Annotated in this window: 15 protein-coding genes; 5 read left to right on the top strand and 10 right to left on the bottom strand. The window is 37.4% G+C overall.

Going from position 1 to position 20,435, the window contains the following annotated elements:
• Positions 1-9 precede the first annotated feature (9 nt).
• The 5 genes from WC623_RS15015 to WC623_RS14995 form a co-directional block, all read right to left on the bottom strand.
• Complete coding sequence (locus WC623_RS15015; protein WP_372852464.1) at positions 10-1,248, bottom strand: MFS transporter; 1,239 nt, start codon at positions 1,246-1,248, stop codon at positions 10-12.
• 44 nt (positions 1,249-1,292) lie between these two features.
• Positions 1,293-2,462, bottom strand: coding sequence for a galactose oxidase (locus WC623_RS15010; protein ID WP_372852462.1), 1,170 nt, complete (start codon positions 2,460-2,462; stop codon positions 1,293-1,295).
• A 20-nt stretch (positions 2,463-2,482) separates the two neighbouring features.
• A complete protein-coding gene (locus WC623_RS15005) occupies positions 2,483-3,406 on the bottom strand; it encodes a dihydrodipicolinate synthase family protein (protein WP_372852460.1) in 924 nt (307 codons plus the stop codon).
• Positions 3,407-3,502: 96 nt separating this feature from the next.
• Complete coding sequence (gene nanU, locus WC623_RS15000) at positions 3,503-5,068, bottom strand: SusD family outer membrane lipoprotein NanU (RefSeq protein WP_372852458.1); 1,566 nt, start codon at positions 5,066-5,068, stop codon at positions 3,503-3,505.
• A gap of 12 nt (positions 5,069-5,080) precedes the next feature.
• Positions 5,081-8,383, bottom strand: coding sequence for a SusC/RagA family TonB-linked outer membrane protein (locus tag WC623_RS14995; RefSeq protein WP_372852456.1), 3,303 nt, complete (start codon positions 8,381-8,383; stop codon positions 5,081-5,083).
• A 170-nt stretch (positions 8,384-8,553) separates the two neighbouring features.
• On the opposite strand from WC623_RS14995, the gene WC623_RS14990 reads away from it, so the two are divergent.
• Positions 8,554-9,255 carry a FadR/GntR family transcriptional regulator gene (locus tag WC623_RS14990; protein WP_372852454.1) on the top strand — a complete coding sequence of 234 codons (702 nt, stop codon included), beginning with the start codon at positions 8,554-8,556 and terminating at the stop codon, positions 9,253-9,255.
• 5 nt (positions 9,256-9,260) lie between these two features.
• Here the strand turns inward: WC623_RS14990 and WC623_RS14985 are convergent, their stop codons facing one another.
• Genes WC623_RS14985 through WC623_RS14965 form a run of 5 tightly spaced genes read right to left on the bottom strand, consistent with a single transcriptional unit; the run spans position 9,261 to position 15,208 of the window.
• A complete protein-coding gene (locus tag WC623_RS14985) occupies positions 9,261-10,007 on the bottom strand; it encodes a succinate dehydrogenase/fumarate reductase iron-sulfur subunit (protein WP_372852452.1) in 747 nt (248 codons plus the stop codon).
• A gap of 12 nt (positions 10,008-10,019) precedes the next feature.
• Complete coding sequence (locus WC623_RS14980; protein WP_372852450.1) at positions 10,020-11,936, bottom strand: fumarate reductase/succinate dehydrogenase flavoprotein subunit; 1,917 nt, start codon at positions 11,934-11,936, stop codon at positions 10,020-10,022.
• 4 nt (positions 11,937-11,940) lie between these two features.
• A complete protein-coding gene (locus WC623_RS14975; RefSeq protein WP_372852448.1) occupies positions 11,941-12,609 on the bottom strand; it encodes a succinate dehydrogenase cytochrome b subunit in 669 nt (222 codons plus the stop codon).
• Positions 12,610-12,613: 4 nt separating this feature from the next.
• Positions 12,614-14,044, bottom strand: coding sequence for an anion permease (locus WC623_RS14970; RefSeq protein WP_372852446.1), 1,431 nt, complete (start codon positions 14,042-14,044; stop codon positions 12,614-12,616).
• A 45-nt stretch (positions 14,045-14,089) separates the two neighbouring features.
• Positions 14,090-15,208, bottom strand: coding sequence for a porin (locus WC623_RS14965; RefSeq protein ID WP_372852444.1), 1,119 nt, complete (start codon positions 15,206-15,208; stop codon positions 14,090-14,092).
• A 188-nt stretch (positions 15,209-15,396) separates the two neighbouring features.
• Here WC623_RS14965 and WC623_RS14960 point away from each other — a divergent pair, with 188 nt between their 5' ends.
• The 4 genes from WC623_RS14960 (at position 15,397) to WC623_RS14945 (ending at position 20,420) form a co-directional block, all read left to right on the top strand.
• Positions 15,397-16,080 carry a CAP domain-containing protein gene (locus WC623_RS14960; protein WP_372852442.1) on the top strand — a complete coding sequence of 228 codons (684 nt, stop codon included), beginning with the start codon at positions 15,397-15,399 and terminating at the stop codon, positions 16,078-16,080.
• Positions 16,081-16,120: 40 nt separating this feature from the next.
• A complete protein-coding gene (locus tag WC623_RS14955) occupies positions 16,121-18,049 on the top strand; it encodes an LTA synthase family protein (RefSeq protein WP_372852440.1) in 1,929 nt (642 codons plus the stop codon).
• Positions 18,050-18,052: 3 nt separating this feature from the next.
• Entirely contained in the window at positions 18,053-18,544 is a 492-nt protein-coding gene (locus WC623_RS14950) for a GtrA family protein (RefSeq protein ID WP_372852438.1), read from the top strand.
• Positions 18,545-18,632: 88 nt separating this feature from the next.
• On the top strand, positions 18,633-20,420 hold the full coding sequence (locus tag WC623_RS14945; protein ID WP_372852436.1) for an aromatic amino acid hydroxylase: 1,788 nt from the start codon (positions 18,633-18,635) through the stop codon (positions 20,418-20,420).
• Positions 20,421-20,435 lie beyond the last annotated feature (15 nt).

The raw sequence follows: 20,435 nt of genomic DNA, 5'->3' as shown, positions 1-20,435 counted from the left end.
TTTTAAAAGTTACACGCTGGAATCAGCGAAGTCATTATTTTTTGGCTTTAAAAAATAAAGCTGTACAACCAAAGCAACCAATACTATACCGGCAAGCATGGCAAAATCTTTACCGAGATGACCGGCATCGGTTGATTTTCCGAGTAAATCGGTGATATAAGCCCCAGAGAATACCCCAACCATATTCATCAGTCCGTAAGCTGTTGCACGGTATTTAGCCGAGACAAACTGACATAGGATAGGCATATTATTGGCATCAAACATTCCAAATCCAACCCCAAAACATACCGCAGCACCTACCACATGAAAAAGTGTGTGTCCGAAACCAAGCAATAGCAATGAAGGGATAGTTAGTCCTAAACCTATCGCACTGGTATATATCCTGCCTTTAAGATTTTTCTGCACCCATCTGTCTGATAAAATACCACCGGCTATAACACCAATAAAAGATGAAACAGCAATAGTTATAGTAGACAATGGCCCTGCTGTAGCCATTGGAATATTTAAGTTCTGTGCAAAAAGTGTTGGTAACCAATTTTTAGCAGCCCATCCTGGTAAGCTTGGAACAGCGAAATAAAACAGGATAATCCAAAATGAGATATTTGTAAAAAGCAATCCCAAACCTTTAAACAAGGATGGTTTTACTTTTATCTGATCGGTCGAGTGTTCTTCTGCTATTTTTGCTTCTCTCAGGAAAAACACTAATATAAAAGCATAGAAAATACCTACTATACCAAAATAATGAAAAGTGGATTGCCAGGAATATTCCTCAGCAATTGTAGCCCCAAAACCACCAAGCGCTTGCCCCATATATAAACCCGTCATGTGGATGCCTATAGCAAGAGACCTTGTTTTTGGAGAATGGAAATCTGCAATTAATGATAATGCTGCAGGAATATATAAAGCTTCACTAACGCCCATTAATGCACGTAACCAATAAATCTGATTGAAAGTTTCTGCATAACCCATCATATAAGTAACGGCTGACCAGACAAACAGACTACCAACGATTAACCATTTTCTATTAAATTTATCCGCTATAATTCCTGACACAGGACTCATAAACCCATAAATCCACAGGAAAATAGCCATGAGGTAACCAAAGTTAGTGGCCGACTGCAATTCGGCAATATCCAATTGCATAGCTGGTTTCATGGTCGACAACATTTGCCTGTCCATATAATTCAGTAATGCAACAACCCAAAGTAATCCTACAACAACCCAGGCATATCTACTTGTATCTTTCATCTCATTTTGGTCTAATAAAATTGCTTAGTTTTTAGTTTTAGATATTATTGTTTTATAGTACCTAACATTACGTTTGGCGTTCGTATACCTGGTTTTACTTCTCCATTAGAAAGAACAATCTTCCCATCCCACAATGTGGCTTTTGTAGTAACCTGAGCAAGAAAAGGCAAGTCGCCAATCTTAGTCCAAGTATTGGTTAAGGTATTGTATAACAACATACCCCGGTAAAACCCTTTATGATTAATATTTAGTTCATTCTTCTCTTTTGTGAGCTTTCTTTTAAGTTCATCATTACTGCTTTTGGCAATTTGCGTAAGGTAATTCTCTATTTTATTGAATGTTTTTCCATCGTCTCCGCCCGTAATCAGGATAAAATGATCTCCTATAGCAACACCCGAACCTGCAGAAAAGTTAGTTACATTTTTGCCATCACTTATTGGAGCAGCATCTCTCCATTTTTGTTTTTCAAAATCAAAAACAAAAGTGCTATGATACAGATTACTAATTCCTGATGAAGTTTTGGCTCTTCCTCCGATCATATAAATACTCTTCCCATGATTATATTGCTGAACCACTACTAGAGTATTAGCTAATGCAACTGGAAGATTGGGCATATTTTCCCATTTTGCGTTTTCTTTGGAAAGATCAAGGCTTAAAAATGCATTTGAAGACTTATTTTGTAAATCACCTCCTACTGCGTAAACGATATGACCAATATTAGTTAAAGCAATATTGGTTATAGCGACAGGCAGATTTGCCAATTGTTTTATAATAACACTTTCACTAGCATCATCCCAATTTAAAAGATAGGCCCGGTTTGAAAAACCATTATTATTTTCCCCTCCAGCATAAACAATTCCTTGGGCTGTTGATGTGTAACCACAATAACCTATAGGTTCCGGCAGTTTAGCTTTTACAGCCTTATTCCAAGCATATCCCTCCGTAGTTTTTTGCAGTACATGAATTTCGTTGGCATAATGCTTCTTACCACCATCCCAAGGCATTTTGTCGGGAAAATTTGCACCTCCCGCCACAATAAACACATCATTATCGATTGCATTAATAGCTCCGGCAAAACCCAGCGAGCGATTTCCATCACTATCTTTGAGTTCAGCTGCAAGCGTCCATTCCACGCTTTGTAGTTTTGCTTTTTGAGCAACAACAAGTTCAGTAATTAACATGATATAAAAGGATAGGAAGATGTATTTGTACATTTTTTAAAAATTTAACCAATCTAGCCGACTGATTTAAAGTGATCAAAGCCCAGGGCTTCAACATCCTTTTTAAACAGCACTGATTGAGTTTCATTCATATTTTTAACTGGCAATCTAAATTCACCGCAATTCAAGTTAATCAATTTCATGTAAGCCTTTCCTACAGAAATACCACCGTATTTACCTAACAATCGAATCATATCGATTGATTTTTGTTGCAATTCGCGAGCTTTTACCAAGTCATTAGCATTAAATGCATCAATTAAATCATAATAAAGTGGAGCCGCATAGTTAAAAGTACTACCTACAGCTCCTTTTGCACCTAATACCAAAGCAGATAACATGTTTTCATCACGCCCCCATAACATGTCGTATTTACCATCTTTAAAGCTCATGCAACTTTGAAAATCCATAAAATCTTCATGGGTGTATTTGATACCTGCAAAATTTGGAATTTTACCATCAACAGCATGTAAGAGATCAATCATTGCATAATTACCACCAGTTAAAACAGGAATGTGGTAATAATAAAAAGGCATTTCAGGAACTACAGATGCAATCTCCTCACAAATCTGGCCCAAAACTTCTGCATTTGCCGGTTTAAAATAAAATGGGGACGTAAAGGAAATGGCATATAATCCGATCTGACTTGCATATAGCGCAAGGTCTTTACAATCGGCAATACTTGTACCTCCTAAAAGCATCATTACCTTAAAATCATCATCGTCATCCGTACATTCTGCCCACTGAGCAGCTACTTTCTTTTTCTCTTCGGTGGTCATAGACACACCTTCTCCAGTCGAACCACAAATAAATGCACCAGTAACGCGATTTGATTTTAAGAAATTATAATACTTAGGTATTAAAGATAAATTTAATACTCCATTTTCATCCATTGGCGTAAATGGAGCGGCTATTAAGCCTTCTAGTTTTGAAACTATCATTTTGTGTAGATATTATTTGTAAAAGATTTGTGCATAACTTTAATAAACCAGCAGCAGTTTTAAACTGCCACTGATTAAACCAAAGGAAACAATATTTTAAAATTGCGGATAACCGTCTGTCTGTGTTAAAGCCCTGTTGTTTGTCAATGAAGCTCTATCTATTGGCCATAGAAGCTTGTAAGATTCACCAGCAGACAATCCAGTATTAGCATACACGTAGCTATCCCCCATACGTCTTAAGTCGTACCATCTTTTGCCCTCTCCTATAAACTCGAATAAACGCTCGTTCAGAATTACATTTTTGATATCTCCATCACCAGGTAGATTAGGAAATCCTTGCACTGCTACGTTGTAATTAGCACCATAAGCTCTGGCCCTTACTTCATTGATCTCTGCGGCCGGACTTTCACCCAAAACCTCTTTTGCTTCAGCCATTAACAGCAATAAGTCTGCATAACGATAAATCGGAAAATCGTTGGTGTATTTTCTATTTCCTGCATCTTGTTGCCCCTGGTATTTTCTTAGGAAACAGCCTGCAATCTTATATACATTTGGACTTACCAAAGAGTAAGCAGCCTGAATAGATGCATCTTTACGTGTATCTTTATCACTGAACTTTCTATAAGTAGCAATTTTAATTGGTGCACGTAGCAGGCCTCCATAATTTTCAGAAGAAGTATTAAACTTACGGTTTGCTAATGAATCGTAAAAGTTAGCTATCAGACCTGCTTGAGGTGTAAAGGATGTCGGAATAAATAACATCTCTGCTTCATTCAATTGATTTCGACTAACCATTATCATTTCCTTATTTCCTTTTGTTGCAAAAACATCAGCGTAAGGAGAATTTAAAGGATTAGATGAAACTGTAACCAAACCTAATGCAGGTATGTTGGTTTTGATGTCATTTAATGCAGTTTTTGCAATATTGGCATCAGTCATTCCACCAGTTCTATGTGCAGTCCACAAATAAACTTCAGCTTTCAACATTAAAGTGGCGGCTTTAGACCAATAGGATTTTGTACGTCTAATGGAATAATCCGCTCCAAAATTATCATTAGATGTATTAATGTCATCCTGAATTAATTTCAACACCTCAGCCTCAGATGATGCCGGTTTTGACAGATTAAAGAGATCCAGATTTGCTGCATCTATAAATTCCGTCTGGATTACAGTTTTCCCCCAGGTTCTATACATTTGGAAATAATAATAGGCCCGCATTCCATAAGCAATACCTAAGTAATATTTCTTTGCTGGTTCGGACAAAATTGTTCCGGTATTCAGCTTATTAATTAATAGATTCAGCTGATTGATATTGGTATAAAAAGTTCCAAAATTACTCACCCCAGCAGCATCTAAAGTTAATGTATGTAACCACATCCGTTCCAATCCCTGAGAGGCTTCACCGGTAAAGGAAGCCGTAGTTCCCGGATCATTACCATATATCCCCGAACGGAGCTCACCTAGAAACATAAAATTACCGTTATGTCCGCGGAACTTACTATGCATACCCGAGACAAAGGCATCGTATTGATCTGCATTTTTCCAATAAGTGTCATCACTTAAATTACTAATTGGTTTTAATTCCAGATCCTTTTTACAGGAACTCATGGTTACTGTGAGCAATACTAAGATTGCTATTAAATTTCTATAATACTTTTTCATGACGCTTAACCTTTAAAATGAAACTTCCAAACCGAATACAAATGTTCTAGGCGTAGGATAAGTTCCTGCATATATGCCTGTAATGTTATTATTAGCATCCATTGGCGCTTCTGGTGTTGGACCTGTAAAACCAGTTATGTAAAACAAATTGCTTCCTGTAGCATAAACCCTTGTGTTAGAAAGGAATTTAGTTTTTGTCATTAACGATTTAGGCAATGTATAAGAAAGGGTCACTTCTCTTAACGCAAGGTAATCTCCTTTTTCATAAAACCTTGAATTGTTACTATTTAGTACAGAATTTGCATTATTTGCCCTGGTGTAATTTTGTTTTGAACCTAAGACCTGATCAGCAAAGTATACTTTTGGAACATCGGTAACTGTGTTGGTTGGCGACCAGGATTGTTTCATTAAATCGATATAATTAAATGTACCCTGATAGTTACCCATAGTTCTTGATACTAAATCATTATAAATGGTATGACCAGTTGCAAATTCGAAACGAGTAGATAATGAAACACCTTTATAAGCTGCATTGGCACTAAAACCACCTGTCCATTTCGGCATAATATTACCCAGGTAAACCTGATCTCTTGAGTCGATGATGTTATCTCCATTTAAATCTTCCCAGTTTACATCACCAGGAGTGATACGACCGTTTGCTCCTGCAGGCAAATTTGGACCAGTAATCCCAGCTATTGCATCAGTTCTGTTTCCCGCTACACGAGCTACTTCTTCAGCATCTTTGAAGATAGACACTTGCTTATAAGCATAAATATCCCCTATAGCACGGCCTTCTTGAATTCCACCTACCCAAATGACCTGGCCAGATGCTGGATCATAGACCTGTAATCCACCTTGTCTATTATTTTCATTCCCATTGAAAGGAAGTTGCAAAACTTTGTTTTTGACAAAACTTGCATTGGCACCCAGGTTTAGCGTAAATCCACCTTGTGTACTTAATACCCTTGCATTTACAGCAACCTCATAACCCTTATTTTGTAAAGTACCCAGATTTGTTTTTAAAGGAGGATATCCGATATAACTTGGTAACTGAAGGTCAGTTAAAAGATCAGAAGTTCTACGATCGTAATAATCAAATAATAAAGTTATTTTATCATTCAACAAACCCACATCCAAACCAAAGTCGAGGGTTTTACTTTTTTCCCATCTAAGGTTTTGATTAGGTAATTTATCATGGAAAAATCCACCTAAACCATCATAATTAGCTGGAGAAGTGTACACCCCCTGCACATCATACCTCCCTAAACCTGCTATGTTCCCATTCACACCATAACTTACGCGTGGTTTTAAAGTAGAAACATAATTTTTCAACCCAGTATTTTGGAAGAATGCTTCTTTATGTACATTCCACCCTGCAGATACTCCAGGGAAATACCCCCATTGATTACCTTCAGGTAAACTAGAAACTCCATCTGCTCTAAATACTGCTGTAAATAAGTACTTCTGATCAAAATCATAAGCCAACCTGCTGAATACCGAATTGATTCGAAACTGAGACTTCTCACTATAATTCACTTTAGTTGTACCAATAGTTGCTGGAAATACTGTTGAAGCATTAATAGTTGGAATTTCATCAGTTGGTGCATTTTGTCCATAGATTTGTGCGTTTAATGTCTTGGTAAGAAATGTTTCCGCACCTACCATTGCATTCAGATTATGCTTCCCAAATTCTTTATTATAATTTAAGATTCCATTAAATTGTGTCTGAAAATCTCTTCTACGTAAATTAATTGCATCCCTGCTACTACTACTAATAGTTTGTGGGTTGGCAAATATGTTAGTATATAACTGTGTAGACTTTTGAAAAGACTCATCTAGCCTATCCAGCAAATATGCATTTCCTGTACCTTTAAAATACAAACCTGGAATAATGTCCCATTTTAAGGAACCATTTACGACTACTTTATTTACCTCATTCGATCTATTTAGTCTACCCAACCAATACAATGGATTACCATCATTTACACCATTACCAGGGTTTGGAAGTGTTTTTGCCTCATCTAACCATGGGTTAAAAGTTGGCCAGATAGCAAGATTCCGATAAAGGTTATTTACCTCACTACCTAAAGCTCCAATCTGTGATGACGTAGAAAGTGTAACACCTCCCCCCACTTCAACACTTGGTTTTACTTTGTATGAGCCATTGATATCACCTGTATAACGTTTGTATTTAGAACCAACAATTACACCATCTTCATTATAAGCATCAAAAGAAGCAAAATACTTTCCATTATCATTTCCACCCATTGCGCTTAGATAGTGGTCTTTAGTGTAGGTATTACGAAATACCACATCTTCAACTTCACCACCATGATCTTTAAACATAATCTGACCACCATATGGGTCATCCATAATTTCCCAACCTGTAGGTAGCGTCGTAGTTCCCGCAACATATGATCTGATATCAAAAGTAGCAAGATTGGCCGCATCAGTTAACAAACCCAAACCTCTGGAACTATTAACCTGTGCAAGTGTCCTGTTTGCATTAAGATATCCTAAACGGGTATAATAGATATAGTCTCTTGCACCTAAGTATTGATACCCCTCTCTTCGTTGATTGTATCCACCGGTAAATTTGTAATTGATCTGAGCCATTCCAGCTTTACCAGTTTTAGTGGTAATTAAAATAACTCCATTGTTAGCCCTTGCACCATAAATGGCAGTCGCTGAGGCATCCTTTAAAACTTCCATTGATTCGATATTCTCTGAAGAAATATCATTATAATCTCTGATTACTCCATCTACAATAACCAATGGAGTACCGGGACTATTAATACTTGCACCACCTCTAAGTGTGATTGTTGGCCCTGCACCAGGCTGTCCAGTTTTGTTTACCACCTGTAAACCTGCAATCGTGCCTTGTAAAGCACTACCCACATTTGACCTTGGTGCATTAGCCAGTACATCCTTGTCCAATTTAGCTATCGAACTTGTAACATTACGTCTGTTCTGTGTTCCATAACCTACTACCACCACCTCATCAAGATTAGCGGCAGCTGGTTTTAACACCACTTTTAAACTTGTACTTGTGCCTACTTTGATTTCTTGAGTTAAGTAACCCAGGTAAGTAAAAACTAAAACATCATTTGCTGTAGCCTCTAAACTAAACTTACCATTCATATCAGTTTGCGTACCTGCTTTGGTTCCTTTTACAGAAACACTAACACTTGGAATTGAGAGTCCGTCGTCTTCTCCTATAACCGTACCGGTTACTTTTTTACTTTGTGCGAATACGCCTATAGAGAACAGCGAACAACACAGCAAAATAAAGGATTTCAAATAAAACTGTTTCATACTATTGAGATTTGGTTTTGGCATTATGTATAACATAATAAATCTAAGGTAATGACTTTTCCACTTCATATGCAAGAAATATTTTATTTTTTTTATCGAATTATCCTCAATACCACTATATTTGAGTCTTAAAAGCAATTTAACCAGAAAAAATATTATAATACATAATAATGGAAAGCATAACCGAATCGTTTCAACCACTAGACACGAGCTCTCTGGTTGACAAAGTAGAAGCGAACCTTGTGAAACTCCTTCAGGAAAAGAAACTTAGAGTAGGAGATACTATCCCTACAGAGTTGGATCTATCCAAAACTCTAGGTGTAAGCAGGACTGTTACCCGTGAAGCTATCTTGCGTTTAAGAATGATGGGATTAATTGAAACCAAAAAGAAAAAAGGATCGGTAATAACCAGTCCTGACATATTTGGTATCATGAGTAAAACAATGAACCCTCATGTACTTGATCAAGATACATTAAAAGGGATATTTGAAATTAGACTTGCTTTGGAGATTGGAATGGCCGACTTCTTATTTCAGCGCATCACTCCTGAAGACATAAAAGAATTAAAAGAGATTGTAGAAAACGAGCCAGACACTGCTCAGAATTATATATTCCACATAGATCATGAGATAGTTTTCCATGGAAAACTATATGAAATTACAGGAAACGAAACTTTAAAAACCTTTCAAAGGATGCTCTTACCAGTATTTGACTATGTACACAACAGTGGCTTGTTAAAGAAGCAAACGCATATACAGAAATTTGTGTCTCACAAAGGACTGGTAGATATACTGGAAAATGGGTCTCCAGAATTATTTAGGAACGCCATGCGCAATCATCTTGAAAACCATTTTGCAAGGTTATTTGAATAACCTTGCTATTTTTTCAATATACTACTCAATGAGAATTCCCAGTTCATCCTGGCAATATTGAGTACCGAAATACCTTGCGGGCATTCTACTTCACATGCTTCTGTATTGCTACAATGACCAAATTGCTCTTCATCCATACGTGCAACCATAGTAAGCACACGCTTTCTTGATTCCATCTTACCCTGAGGCAATTTTGCCAAATGAGAAATTTTAGCAGATGTAAACAATGCAGCACTCGAATTTTTACAGGTTGCAACGCAGGCCCCACAACCTATACAAGCCGCTGAATCAAATGCTGATTCTACTGTTTCAGAAGTAATAGGAATGCTATTTGCTTCTGGTGCCTGTCCTGTGTTAACAGAAACAAAACCACCAGCCATGATAATCCTGTCGAAAGCAGAACGGTCTACTTTAAGATCTCGTTTTACAGGAAAAGCTTGGGCTCTAAAAGGTTCAACATAAATGGTATCTCCATCTTTAAATTCACGCATATGAAGCTGACAAGTAGTTGTATGCGCAATTGGGCCATGTGCCCTTCCATTGATCATCATACCACACTGTCCACAAATCCCTTCTCTGCAATCATGATCAAACTCGACCGGACGATCACCGGAAAGAACCAATTGTTCATTTAAAGTGTCCATCATTTCCAGGAAAGACATGTGTGAAATCACATTATCCAATTCATAATCAACCAATTTACCCGGGCTTCCCGAATCATTTTGTCTCCATATTTTTAGATAGATCTTCATAAGGCTGATTTATTATTTATAACTTCTTACTGCTAATTCAACATTCTCAAAATACAGAGGCTCAGGAACCAATACTTCTTCACTTCCTTCTCCCTGCCATTGCCAGGCCGATACAAAACAAAAGTTTTTATCATCTCTAAGTGCTTCTCCTTCTGGCGTCTGATATTCTTCTCTGAAATGTGCACCACATGATTCTTCTCGCGTCAAAGCATCTAAGCACATCAGTTCCGCGACCTCCAGATAATCACTAATGCGTCCTGCTTTCTCTAATTCTCCATTCATTTCATCGTCACCACCAGGAACTTTAACATTTTCATAAAAATCATTTCGCAGATTACGAATCTCATTAATGGCATAAGTCAATCCCTCCTTACTCCTTGATAAACCACAATAATCATATAGTAACTTACCTAACGTTTTATGATAGTCATCCACTGTCTTTGTACCATTCACGGCAAGCAACTTCCCAATATGTGCACGTACATTTATTTCAGCATCGACAAATGCCTGGTGATCTAGAGGAATAATTTCGGAACGGATCTCTCCGGAGAGATAATTAGAAATGGTATAAGGCGCTACAAAATAACCGTCGACACATGCCTGTAATAATGAATTTGCACCCAGTCGATTTGCTCCATGATCTGCAAAATTAGCTTCTCCCAATGCGAATAAACCTGGGATGGTAGTCATCAATTCATAATCTACCCACAACCCACCCATTGAAAAATGGGCAGCCGGCGATATCATCATAGGTTCAGCATAGGCATCAATACTTGTTATTTTACGATACATATCGAACAGGTTACCATATTTTTGTGCAATCTTCTCCTGCCCCTGCTCTTTAATAGCTTTAGAGAAATCCAGATAAACAGCATTCTTTTGAGCTCCGATACCATATCCTGCGTCAATTCTTTCTTTTGCTGCACGCGAAGAAATATCCCTGGGCGCAAGGTTCCCAAATGCAGGATATCTCCTTTCCAAATAATAATCTCTTTCAGTTTCCGGTATCTCATTAGGGTTTCTGGTATCATCTTTTTTCAATGGCACCCAAATACGACCATCATTACGTAAAGACTCAGACATCAAGGTTAACTTCGATTGATAAGCTCCCGACTGAGGCAATGAAGTAGGATGTATCTGTGTCCAGCTAGGGCATGCCATTAATGCCCCCTTTTTATGTGCACGCCAAATAGCAGAAGCATTACAGCCCATAGCAAGTGTAGACAAATAATAAATCTTCCCAAATCCTCCTGTAGCTAAGATAACAGCGTGAGCACTATGACGCTCCATTTCTCCGGTATCCAAATTCCGGACGATCACCCCCCTTGCTTTTTCATCCACAACAACTACATCCATCATTTCATGACGGGTAAATAACTGAACACTACCAGCAGCCACTTGTCTCATTAATGCCTGGTAAGCCCCTAGCAGCAATTGTTGCCCGGTTTGTCCTCTTGCATAAAACGTACGACTAACCTGTACCCCACCAAAAGAACGATTGTTCAAATATCCACCATACTCTCTTCCAAAAGGCACACCCTGGGCAACAGCCTGATCAATCAATTGTGCAGAGCATTCAGCCAATCTATATACATTTGCTTCTCGTGATCGAAAATCTCCTCCTTTTAAGGTATCGTAGAACATCCTATAAACACTATCTCCATCATTTTTGTAATTCTTCGCTGCATTCACGCCCCCCTGAGCTGCTACAGAATGTGCTCTCCTGGCAGAGTCCTGAAAGCAAAAAGACTTTACATTATAACCCATTTCAGCTAAAGAAGAAGCGATTGAGCTACCTGCAAGACCGGTGCCGACTACAATTACATTTATTTTTTTTCGGTTTGCGGGATTCACCAACTTTGCATGATCCTTGTAATAATTCCACTTATCCTTCAAAGGCCCCGGAGGTATTTTAGCATTCAGTTCCATAATCCTATCTGTTTAAGTAAATATAAATGGGTATAATAGCAAAGCCGATAGCTATAAAATAACTATAACCTGTACCAAACGCCCTGATCCAGGAAACATATTTTGGGTGATAAACCCCAAGGGAGCGAGCAGCACTAAAAAAGCCATGCAACAAATGGTATCCTAAAGCAAACATAGAAAGCACATAAAATAACACATACCACCAATCCTGATAGGCAGCGATGACGATACTATAAAGATCTTTGTTTCCCTGATCATCCATAGGTAATGTACCGAACTTATATTGGTACCAGAAATCCTTGAAGTGAAAAACAAGGAAAATTAAAATGATAGTCCCCAAGATCCCCATATTTCTGGAGTACCACTTGCTCACTTTAGCGCGATTATCTACAGCATACTTTCCCGCTATTTTTTTATTTTTCAAGGTAATGATCAGTGCATCGATACAATGAACTATGATTGAAGTATATAAAACATAGGAAATGATCTTTATAAAAATATTACCTGATAATAAACGTGAATAACTATTAAAACTTTCCCTGGCGTGTTCAGCTGGGAGTAAAAGCTGTAAATTCCCCAATAAGTGAATCACCAGAAAAAAACAAAGGAAAAGCCCAGTCAGCGCCATTAACGTTTTACGGGTTATAGTTGATAATTGCATTTTTCTATCCATAATTTTAATAAATTCCAATTACTTTCCACCAGGCACCACCAATACCCATCCATATTACCAGAAACACTAAACTTAATATAAATCCGCGCGACCACCATTCTTTGACCTCAACATAAGTACTTCCAAAAAACACTGGTGCCGGTCCGTGACCGTAATGAGTTAATGTGCCATAAATACCACCACAAAAACCCAAAGATAAAGCAAGCAATAGCGGGGGAATGCCCACAGATATTCCTACTCCTAGTAAAGCGGCATACATGGAAGCAACATGTGCAGTAGCACTGGCAAACATATAATGACTATAAAAGTAAACCAGGATAATGATCGGAAAAGCCATAGTCCAGCTCATCCCACCAATTTCGGACTTTACTAGTTCACTAAACCAGGGAATTAATCCTAAATGATTCAATTGACTACCCATCATGACCAGCGCCGAAAACCATACAATTGTATCCCAGGCTCCCTTTTCACTTTTAACATCGTCCCAGTTAAGCACTTGGGACAACAATAAAAACACCAATCCAATAAATGCAGTTGTGGTTGCGTCTATTTTGAAAATATCACCTGTAATCCATAAAAACAACAACACAAAAAAAGCTATAAGCATTAACCACTCGTTGCGTGTAACACTACCCATCTCTTTTAACTTCTCTGAAGCCATTTTAGTTGCCCCCTGTGTTCTTTTAAGTTCTGGCGGATAAATCTTATACAAAATATAAGGCACAGCGATCAACGAAATAAGCCCTGGTACAAGTGCTGCCCACATCCAGGACATCCAGGTAATGTTTATCCCTAAATCCGCAGCAAACTTCTGACACATAGGGTTACTAGCTGTACCTGTAAGGAACATAGATGAAGTGATCAAATTTACATTGTAACAATTTAAGCTTAAATAAGCGCCCAGCTTGCGATGCGTTTCAGGTTTTTCAGGAATCGAACCAAAATTCAAAGCCATAGATTTCATGATGGGATAAATGATCCCACCACCCCTGGCTGTATTACTAGGAATTGCAGGAGCAAGAACCAAATCCGCAAGACCAAGACCATAGCCCAACCCCAATGAACTTCTACCAAACACACGAATAAAGAGATAAGCAATACGACTACCCAGTCCTGTTTTTATAAAGCCTCTGGCGATAAAAAAGGAAATTCCTATCAACCAGATTACCTTATCACCAAAACTACTTAGTGCTAATGAGATGGATTTACCAGGGTCACCTGGGGCAAGAACACCAGTTAATGCCACAAGAGCTATGGCAATCATAGACATAGTTCCCATTGATGCAGCCTTAAGTATAATCCCCAATATCGTTGCTAAAAAAATAGCCAGTAAATGCCAGGCTTCTGGTTTAACACCTTCTGGGACTGGAATAAACCAAATCAACAAACCAAAGGCAAGCGTAACAAAAATCATTTTGTAATTAATTTCCTTCATGTTTTCTAGCATTTAATAAAACAGTTTTACCATTTGAGATTCAAATTAAAATCTCGCTTGTACCTGACAGATGATTCGATCAGTATTATATTGAATTGTGTTAGGAATATTTCGTTGATACCTATCGATCAGATAACCAACCTGCACTCTAATGGCATAAGCTTCGGCAAATGAAGCACTGACCATAGGAATATAACTTTGTCGAGCATTCCCCTCCTGCTTAAAATCAGCATCAAGATATTCGTATCGGAAAGCAAATTCCATTTTTTTTAGCCTTACATTTTTAAAGCTATAACCAATATTTGGCTGTAGATATACCCCACGCATTGCATACCTGTTAATTGGAATTACAGGATCTTCCTGAGCAAAATAAGCTACACTATTAATTCCTTGTTTATACTCTGAGACAAATTCAATATCCCATTTCTCATTTAACCTCTTCTTATAATCTACATCTGCGCCATAAGCCCATATTTTCTGTCCCATATTTTTTCCTGCACCTCCGCTCACACCAAGCTCAGTATTTTTTCCAAGTCCAAAGACCAATCTGGCAGGCACAATCTTTCCATCATCATTATCACCAACTTGATTACGATTATTGCCATTATATACTCCAATAGCGTACTTAACAGGGATGCTGACGTTTTTAATTTCACCAAAATAACTGACGCCAATCTGGAAACTTTGCCAACTATTTGATCCGAAAAGGTAATATTGATTAGAATAATCTATCGACCTGACAAAGTCCACCGGATAATTATCTTCCTGACCAAACTGAGGCCTGAACTGTCCGACCTGAAAATTAACGTAATCGTTGACACTATATTTGATATAGGCATTTTCTAATACTTTGTTCTGGGGATTTCCTGTAAAATCACCAAAGTTAACGAGCATTACAGCATTAATACGCTCATTTATCACTGCATTTACCTGAACACGCGCACGCTTTACTGAAAAAGAATTCCTTGAAAAATGTTCTGAACCAGTATGATGCTTACCTGCAATATCAATATCATTGTCTAGAGAATAGTTAAACTGAGTCTGAATCATACCTGAAAAATTTATTTTAGCTTTTTCAGATACTGCCACATTGATACCCTGAGCTTTTAAGACCTGCGAAAAAAACAAGGGGATAAGAGCGATGATGAGAGAACTATATTTCATAAGTAGGGATGTTTTTATGCAATTGTCTTCCATTTAACAAATTAGAATAAAAAAATGGCAAATAAAAATGTTTAAGATTGTTATTTCTCATGATCTTCGTCAATAAAAGCAATTACCATATCTTTTTAACGTTTAGATAATCGACATGCCGAATCGCTTATATTGATCTGGCTTAGTGAATGTAAAACATGAAATCAACTTTAACTTTTATCTGCCTTTTAATATTCTTCAACACATCGGGTTTAAAAGCTCAAAATGCGGGGATGTGGACCAAAGAGGAATTAAAAATGGCAAATACTGCCGGAAACGCTTCTTATTTAACAGGAGAAGAAAAAGATATAGTGATCTACATGAATTTAGTTCGTATGGATGGAGAGCGATTTTTCAATACATTTTTACAGGACTTCATTGATGATCACAACCAAAAAATGAAGCAGTACAGTAATTATGACCGTCTTAAAATAAGCAGAAATGACAGCTACTACCGAAGTTTGGAAAGAGACCTTAAAAACATCAAACTTCTACCTGTATTCTGGCCGGATGAGGCACTAAGTTGGGTTGCCAAGCAACATGCCAAGGACATGAACAAAAATAATTACGCTGCCCATAATTCAAAAGATGGCCGTACTGCCATCCAAAGGATTGCTAAAATGTATCCGAAAAAATCCAGTGGCGAAAACTTATCATTTGGATTTTCTTCTGGATTGGCAAATGTATGCATGTTATTAATAGACAAAGGCGTTCCTGATCTGGGCCACAGAAAAATGATCCTAAATACTTCCTATCAGTTAAACACTGTTGGTATTAGCATTCAACCCCATAAAACTTATCGCTATTGCGCAGTAATAGATTTTGTAGCATTGCCACATTAGCCACAAAATTCTTAAATTGGCGCCCTCAACTAAAGTCGATTTGAAAAGAAAGAATCCTATTGCAGTAAATCTGTACTTTGCGCTAGCCTACCGCTTCCTAATAGCAATGGAGCTATACACCTTATGCAGACTTGCATTTTATGCCTTTAATCAAGATCTGTTTCAGAATATAACCTTCTCAAAATACCTTTACATGCTATGGGGAGGATTAAAATTTGATGCTTCTGCACTGATTTACATCAATGCCATTTTTATACTTTTACATGTAATCCCCGCTCCTTTTAAATATAATGATGGATATCAACGCTTTTGCAAATGGCTATTTATTATTACAAACAGCATAGGTATTATGGCAAATTTTGCCGACTTTGCTTACTATAGATATACACTTAAACGTACAACTGCAACTGTTTTTAGTCAGTTTAGTCACGAACAGAATAAATTTAAGCTATTCATTGATTTTTTAAGTGATTACTGGTACTTATTTATTCTTTACGCTGTTACTATCTGGTTTTTCATCCGTCTTTACAACATGATAACTGTTAAAAGGGAGAGCCGTTTTAAATGGACAAACTACGCATTACAAACAGTTTTAATGCTAGGTATCGCCCTTGCATGTATCACCGGAGTACGTGGTGGATGGGGTTTTGGGACAAGACCAATTACCTTAAGTAATGCGGGAGAATATGTAGATACTCCAGATCAAATGAGCCTGGTACTTAATACCCCATTTTGTATTTTCAGAACACTTAAAGCGTCAAAACTAAAACCTGTAAATTATTATGACGAGAAAACTCTTAATTCAATTTACAATCCTATCCATCAGCCAGCAGATACCGCAGCCTTTAAAAAGTTGAATGTTGTATTCCTGATCATAGAGAGCTTAGGAAAAGAACATGTAGGTAGCTTAAACAAGGACTTGATGAATGGAAATTATAAGGGCTACACTCCATTCCTGGATTCTTTAATTGGTCAAAGTTTTACTTTTACAAATACCTATGCAAACGGGCGAAAATCTATCGATGCACTTCCTTCAGTAATCACAGGTATTCCCTCCAATAGAGAACCTTATATCTTGTCTATTTATTCAAGTAATGAAACAACAAGTATTGCAAAATTATTGGGCGATAAAGGTTATGAAACTGCGTTTTTCCATGGTGCTCCAAATGGCTCAATGGGATTTTCTTCATATACCCACCTTGCCGGCATAAAACACTATTTCGGACAAAATGAATATGGCAAAACTGGTGATACCGATGGCACATGGGGAATTTGGGATGATCCTTTCATGCAATACATGGCCGATGAAATGAATACACTGAAGCAGCCTTTTTTCTCTGCATTCTTCTCTTTATCTTCTCATCACCCCTTCCGTCTTCCTGAAGAATATGTAGGTAAATTTCCAAAAGGCCCACTTCCTGTGCAGGAAATATTCGGCTATACTGATATGGCACTACGTAATTTCTTCAATAAAGCATCGAAAATGCCATGGTATAACAATACCTTATTTGTATTATGTGCAGATCATGCGACTTTATCTTATTTCCCAGAATATCAAACGACTCCAGGCTATTATTCTATTCCAATTGTATTTTACTACCCAGGTGGTGACCTGAAAGGAAAAACAGATAAAATAGTTCAACAAATAGATATTATGCCTACTGTGCTTAATTACCTGAACTACGACAAACCATATTTCGCACTGGGTTTTGATGCTTTTAGTAAAAATCCAGATAACTTTGCCATCAATAACAATGATAATTTCTTCAGTTTTTACCAGGGAGATTACCTATTGATTGGTGATGGTAAAATAAACAATGCGTTATATAATTTAAAAAAAGACAGACTTACTAAGAATAACATAGTAGATCAGGAACCAGCGGTTACAGAAAAAATGAATAAATACCTTAGAGCATTTATACAGCAATACAACAATAGAATGATTGAGAATAAATTAACAGCGAAATAATACATGCGTAAATTTCTGTTAAGCATTATCGACTTCTTTTATCCACCCTTCTCCCGTTGGTTACCTTTGCATACATTCAGGTACCTTGTTTCTGGAGGTACTACTGCTGTATCTGGTATCCTGAGTTATTACATTGCCTATAATTGGATCTTAGAACAGAAGAATATAAATGTCGATTTCCCATTTCTGCCTAAGTTAATTACAGCACACTCTGCAGCACTCATCATCAGTACTTTCATCAGTTTTATAATTGGCTTTACCTTGAACAAATATCTTGTCTTCACTAAATCTAATTTAAAAGGGAGAATACAAATGTTCAGGTATGCAGCAGTTTTGACTATTAACTTTGGACTCAATTTTGCGATGCTTAAATATATGGTAGAGGGCTTACATTTCTATCCATCCATCTCACAGGCCTTTATCACCTTAACCCTATCTCTGTGTAGTTATTTCCTGCAAAAGCACTTTACATTTCGGGTTAAAAAACATCCTTAAATAAATTTCATATTAAGGTCATTGCGTTGCTTTTTATTTGGTTAACATCCCTGATAGCATTAACTTCGTCTAACTAACTATCATAAAAATGAGTGATTTTAATGACTTCAACAATCCACAGGTAGCTAATCTTCCAAAGCACCTAAGGCAATTTATTGTTGAGCAGCACTATGAAAAATACACGCCCATAGACCAGGCTGTTTGGCGCTATGTAATGCGTCAAAATTATAGTTATTTAAAACATGTAGCATTTTATCCATATATCAAAGGTTTACAACGTGCTGGCTTAAGCATTGAGCATATTCCAGATCTGCAAACTATGAATGACAACCTAGGTAAAATAGGTTGGGGTGCAGTTACTGTAGATGGATTTATTCCACCTGCGGCATTTATGGAATATCAGGCATACCGGGTATTGGTTATTGCTGCTGATATACGACAAATCAATCATATTGAATATACACCAGCACCAGATATCATTCATGAATCAGCTGGTCATGCTCCTATTATTGCAGATACCGACTACAATAACTACCTAAGTTATTTTGGTTCAATTGGTACCAAAGCAATGTTTTCTGCTAAAGATTTTGAACTTTATGAAGCCATCCGTAACCTTTCTATTTTAAAAGAAGCAGTAGACACTCCTGAAGATCATATTGCCAGGGCAGAAAAGCACTTGCAGCAAATCTCAGAAAATATGGGTGAGCCATCAGAAATGGCTTTATTAAGTCGTCTGCATTGGTGGACAGTGGAATATGGATTGATAGGTACATTAGAAAATCCAAAAATATATGGTGCCGGGCTCCTTTCTTCTATCGGAGAAAGTTCGACCTGTATGCAAGATGATGTCAAAAAACTATGGTATAACATAGATACCATTAACTATAGTTACGATATTACAAAACCTCAACCACAACTTTTTGTAACCAAAACATTCCAAAATCTTATTGACGTTCTGGAGACTTTTGCAAATACAATGGCCTTTAGAAAAGGTGGAGTGGAAAGCATTGTTAAAGCTATAGCGTGTAAAAACCCTGCAACAGCAGTATATAGCTCTGGATTACAGGTTACAGGTGTGTTTACAGATATGGGAGTTGATGAGAATGATCAGCTCAGCTTTATAAAAACAACTGGTCCTTCTGCATTGGCAATAGACAATAACCAGTTGGAGAACCATGGAAAATTTTACCATAAAGATGGTTTTTCATCTCCTGTAGGCAAGTTAAAAGGGCATCAGAATGCGCTGGAAGATTTAAACCTTTCGCAACTTGAGGAACTTGGAATCGTAGAAAATAAAAACACAAGCTTTACCTTTGAAAGTGGTATCCATGTGCAGGGACTTGTGAAAAGTATTTTGCAACACAAAGGCAAAACAATATTAATTTCCTTTGAAGATTGCACAGTCAAGGAATCGAATGGAAATATACTCTTCCAACCTGACTGGGGAATGTACGACATGGCAATTGGGCAAACGATCATCTCTGTATTTAATGGGGCAGCTGACAAAGGTGCTTATGAAGAAATTACTCATATTAGTGATAAGCAAACACATAAAGTAGTTTATGATGATACGACGAATGCACTTCATAATATATACAAGACTGTACGCCTGATCAGAGAGCGTGCAACTGGATATGAGCAGTTACCCATTTTATTTGAGGCATTAAAATCAGAGCACCGCCATGATTGGCTTTCAGCTATGGAGATCCTGGAAATTTTATACCACAAACAACAATATCCTGACCTGGAAAAAGAAATCCGTATCTATCTTGAGCTTAAGGCAGAAAATGAGCCTGAACAGAGCAAATTGATTCATGATGGATTACATGTTATTAAAAACCCGGTTACACAACTGATTAACGAAGAAGAAAAGTAATTTAGAAATAAAAAT

Origin of the sequence: Pedobacter sp., from assembly GCF_041645105.1 — a bacterium.
In the GTDB taxonomy this organism is placed as follows: domain Bacteria; phylum Bacteroidota; class Bacteroidia; order Sphingobacteriales; family Sphingobacteriaceae; genus Pedobacter.
Note: the sequence above shows the minus strand (reverse complement) of the source record. Positions and strands in the feature narration are given on the sequence as shown.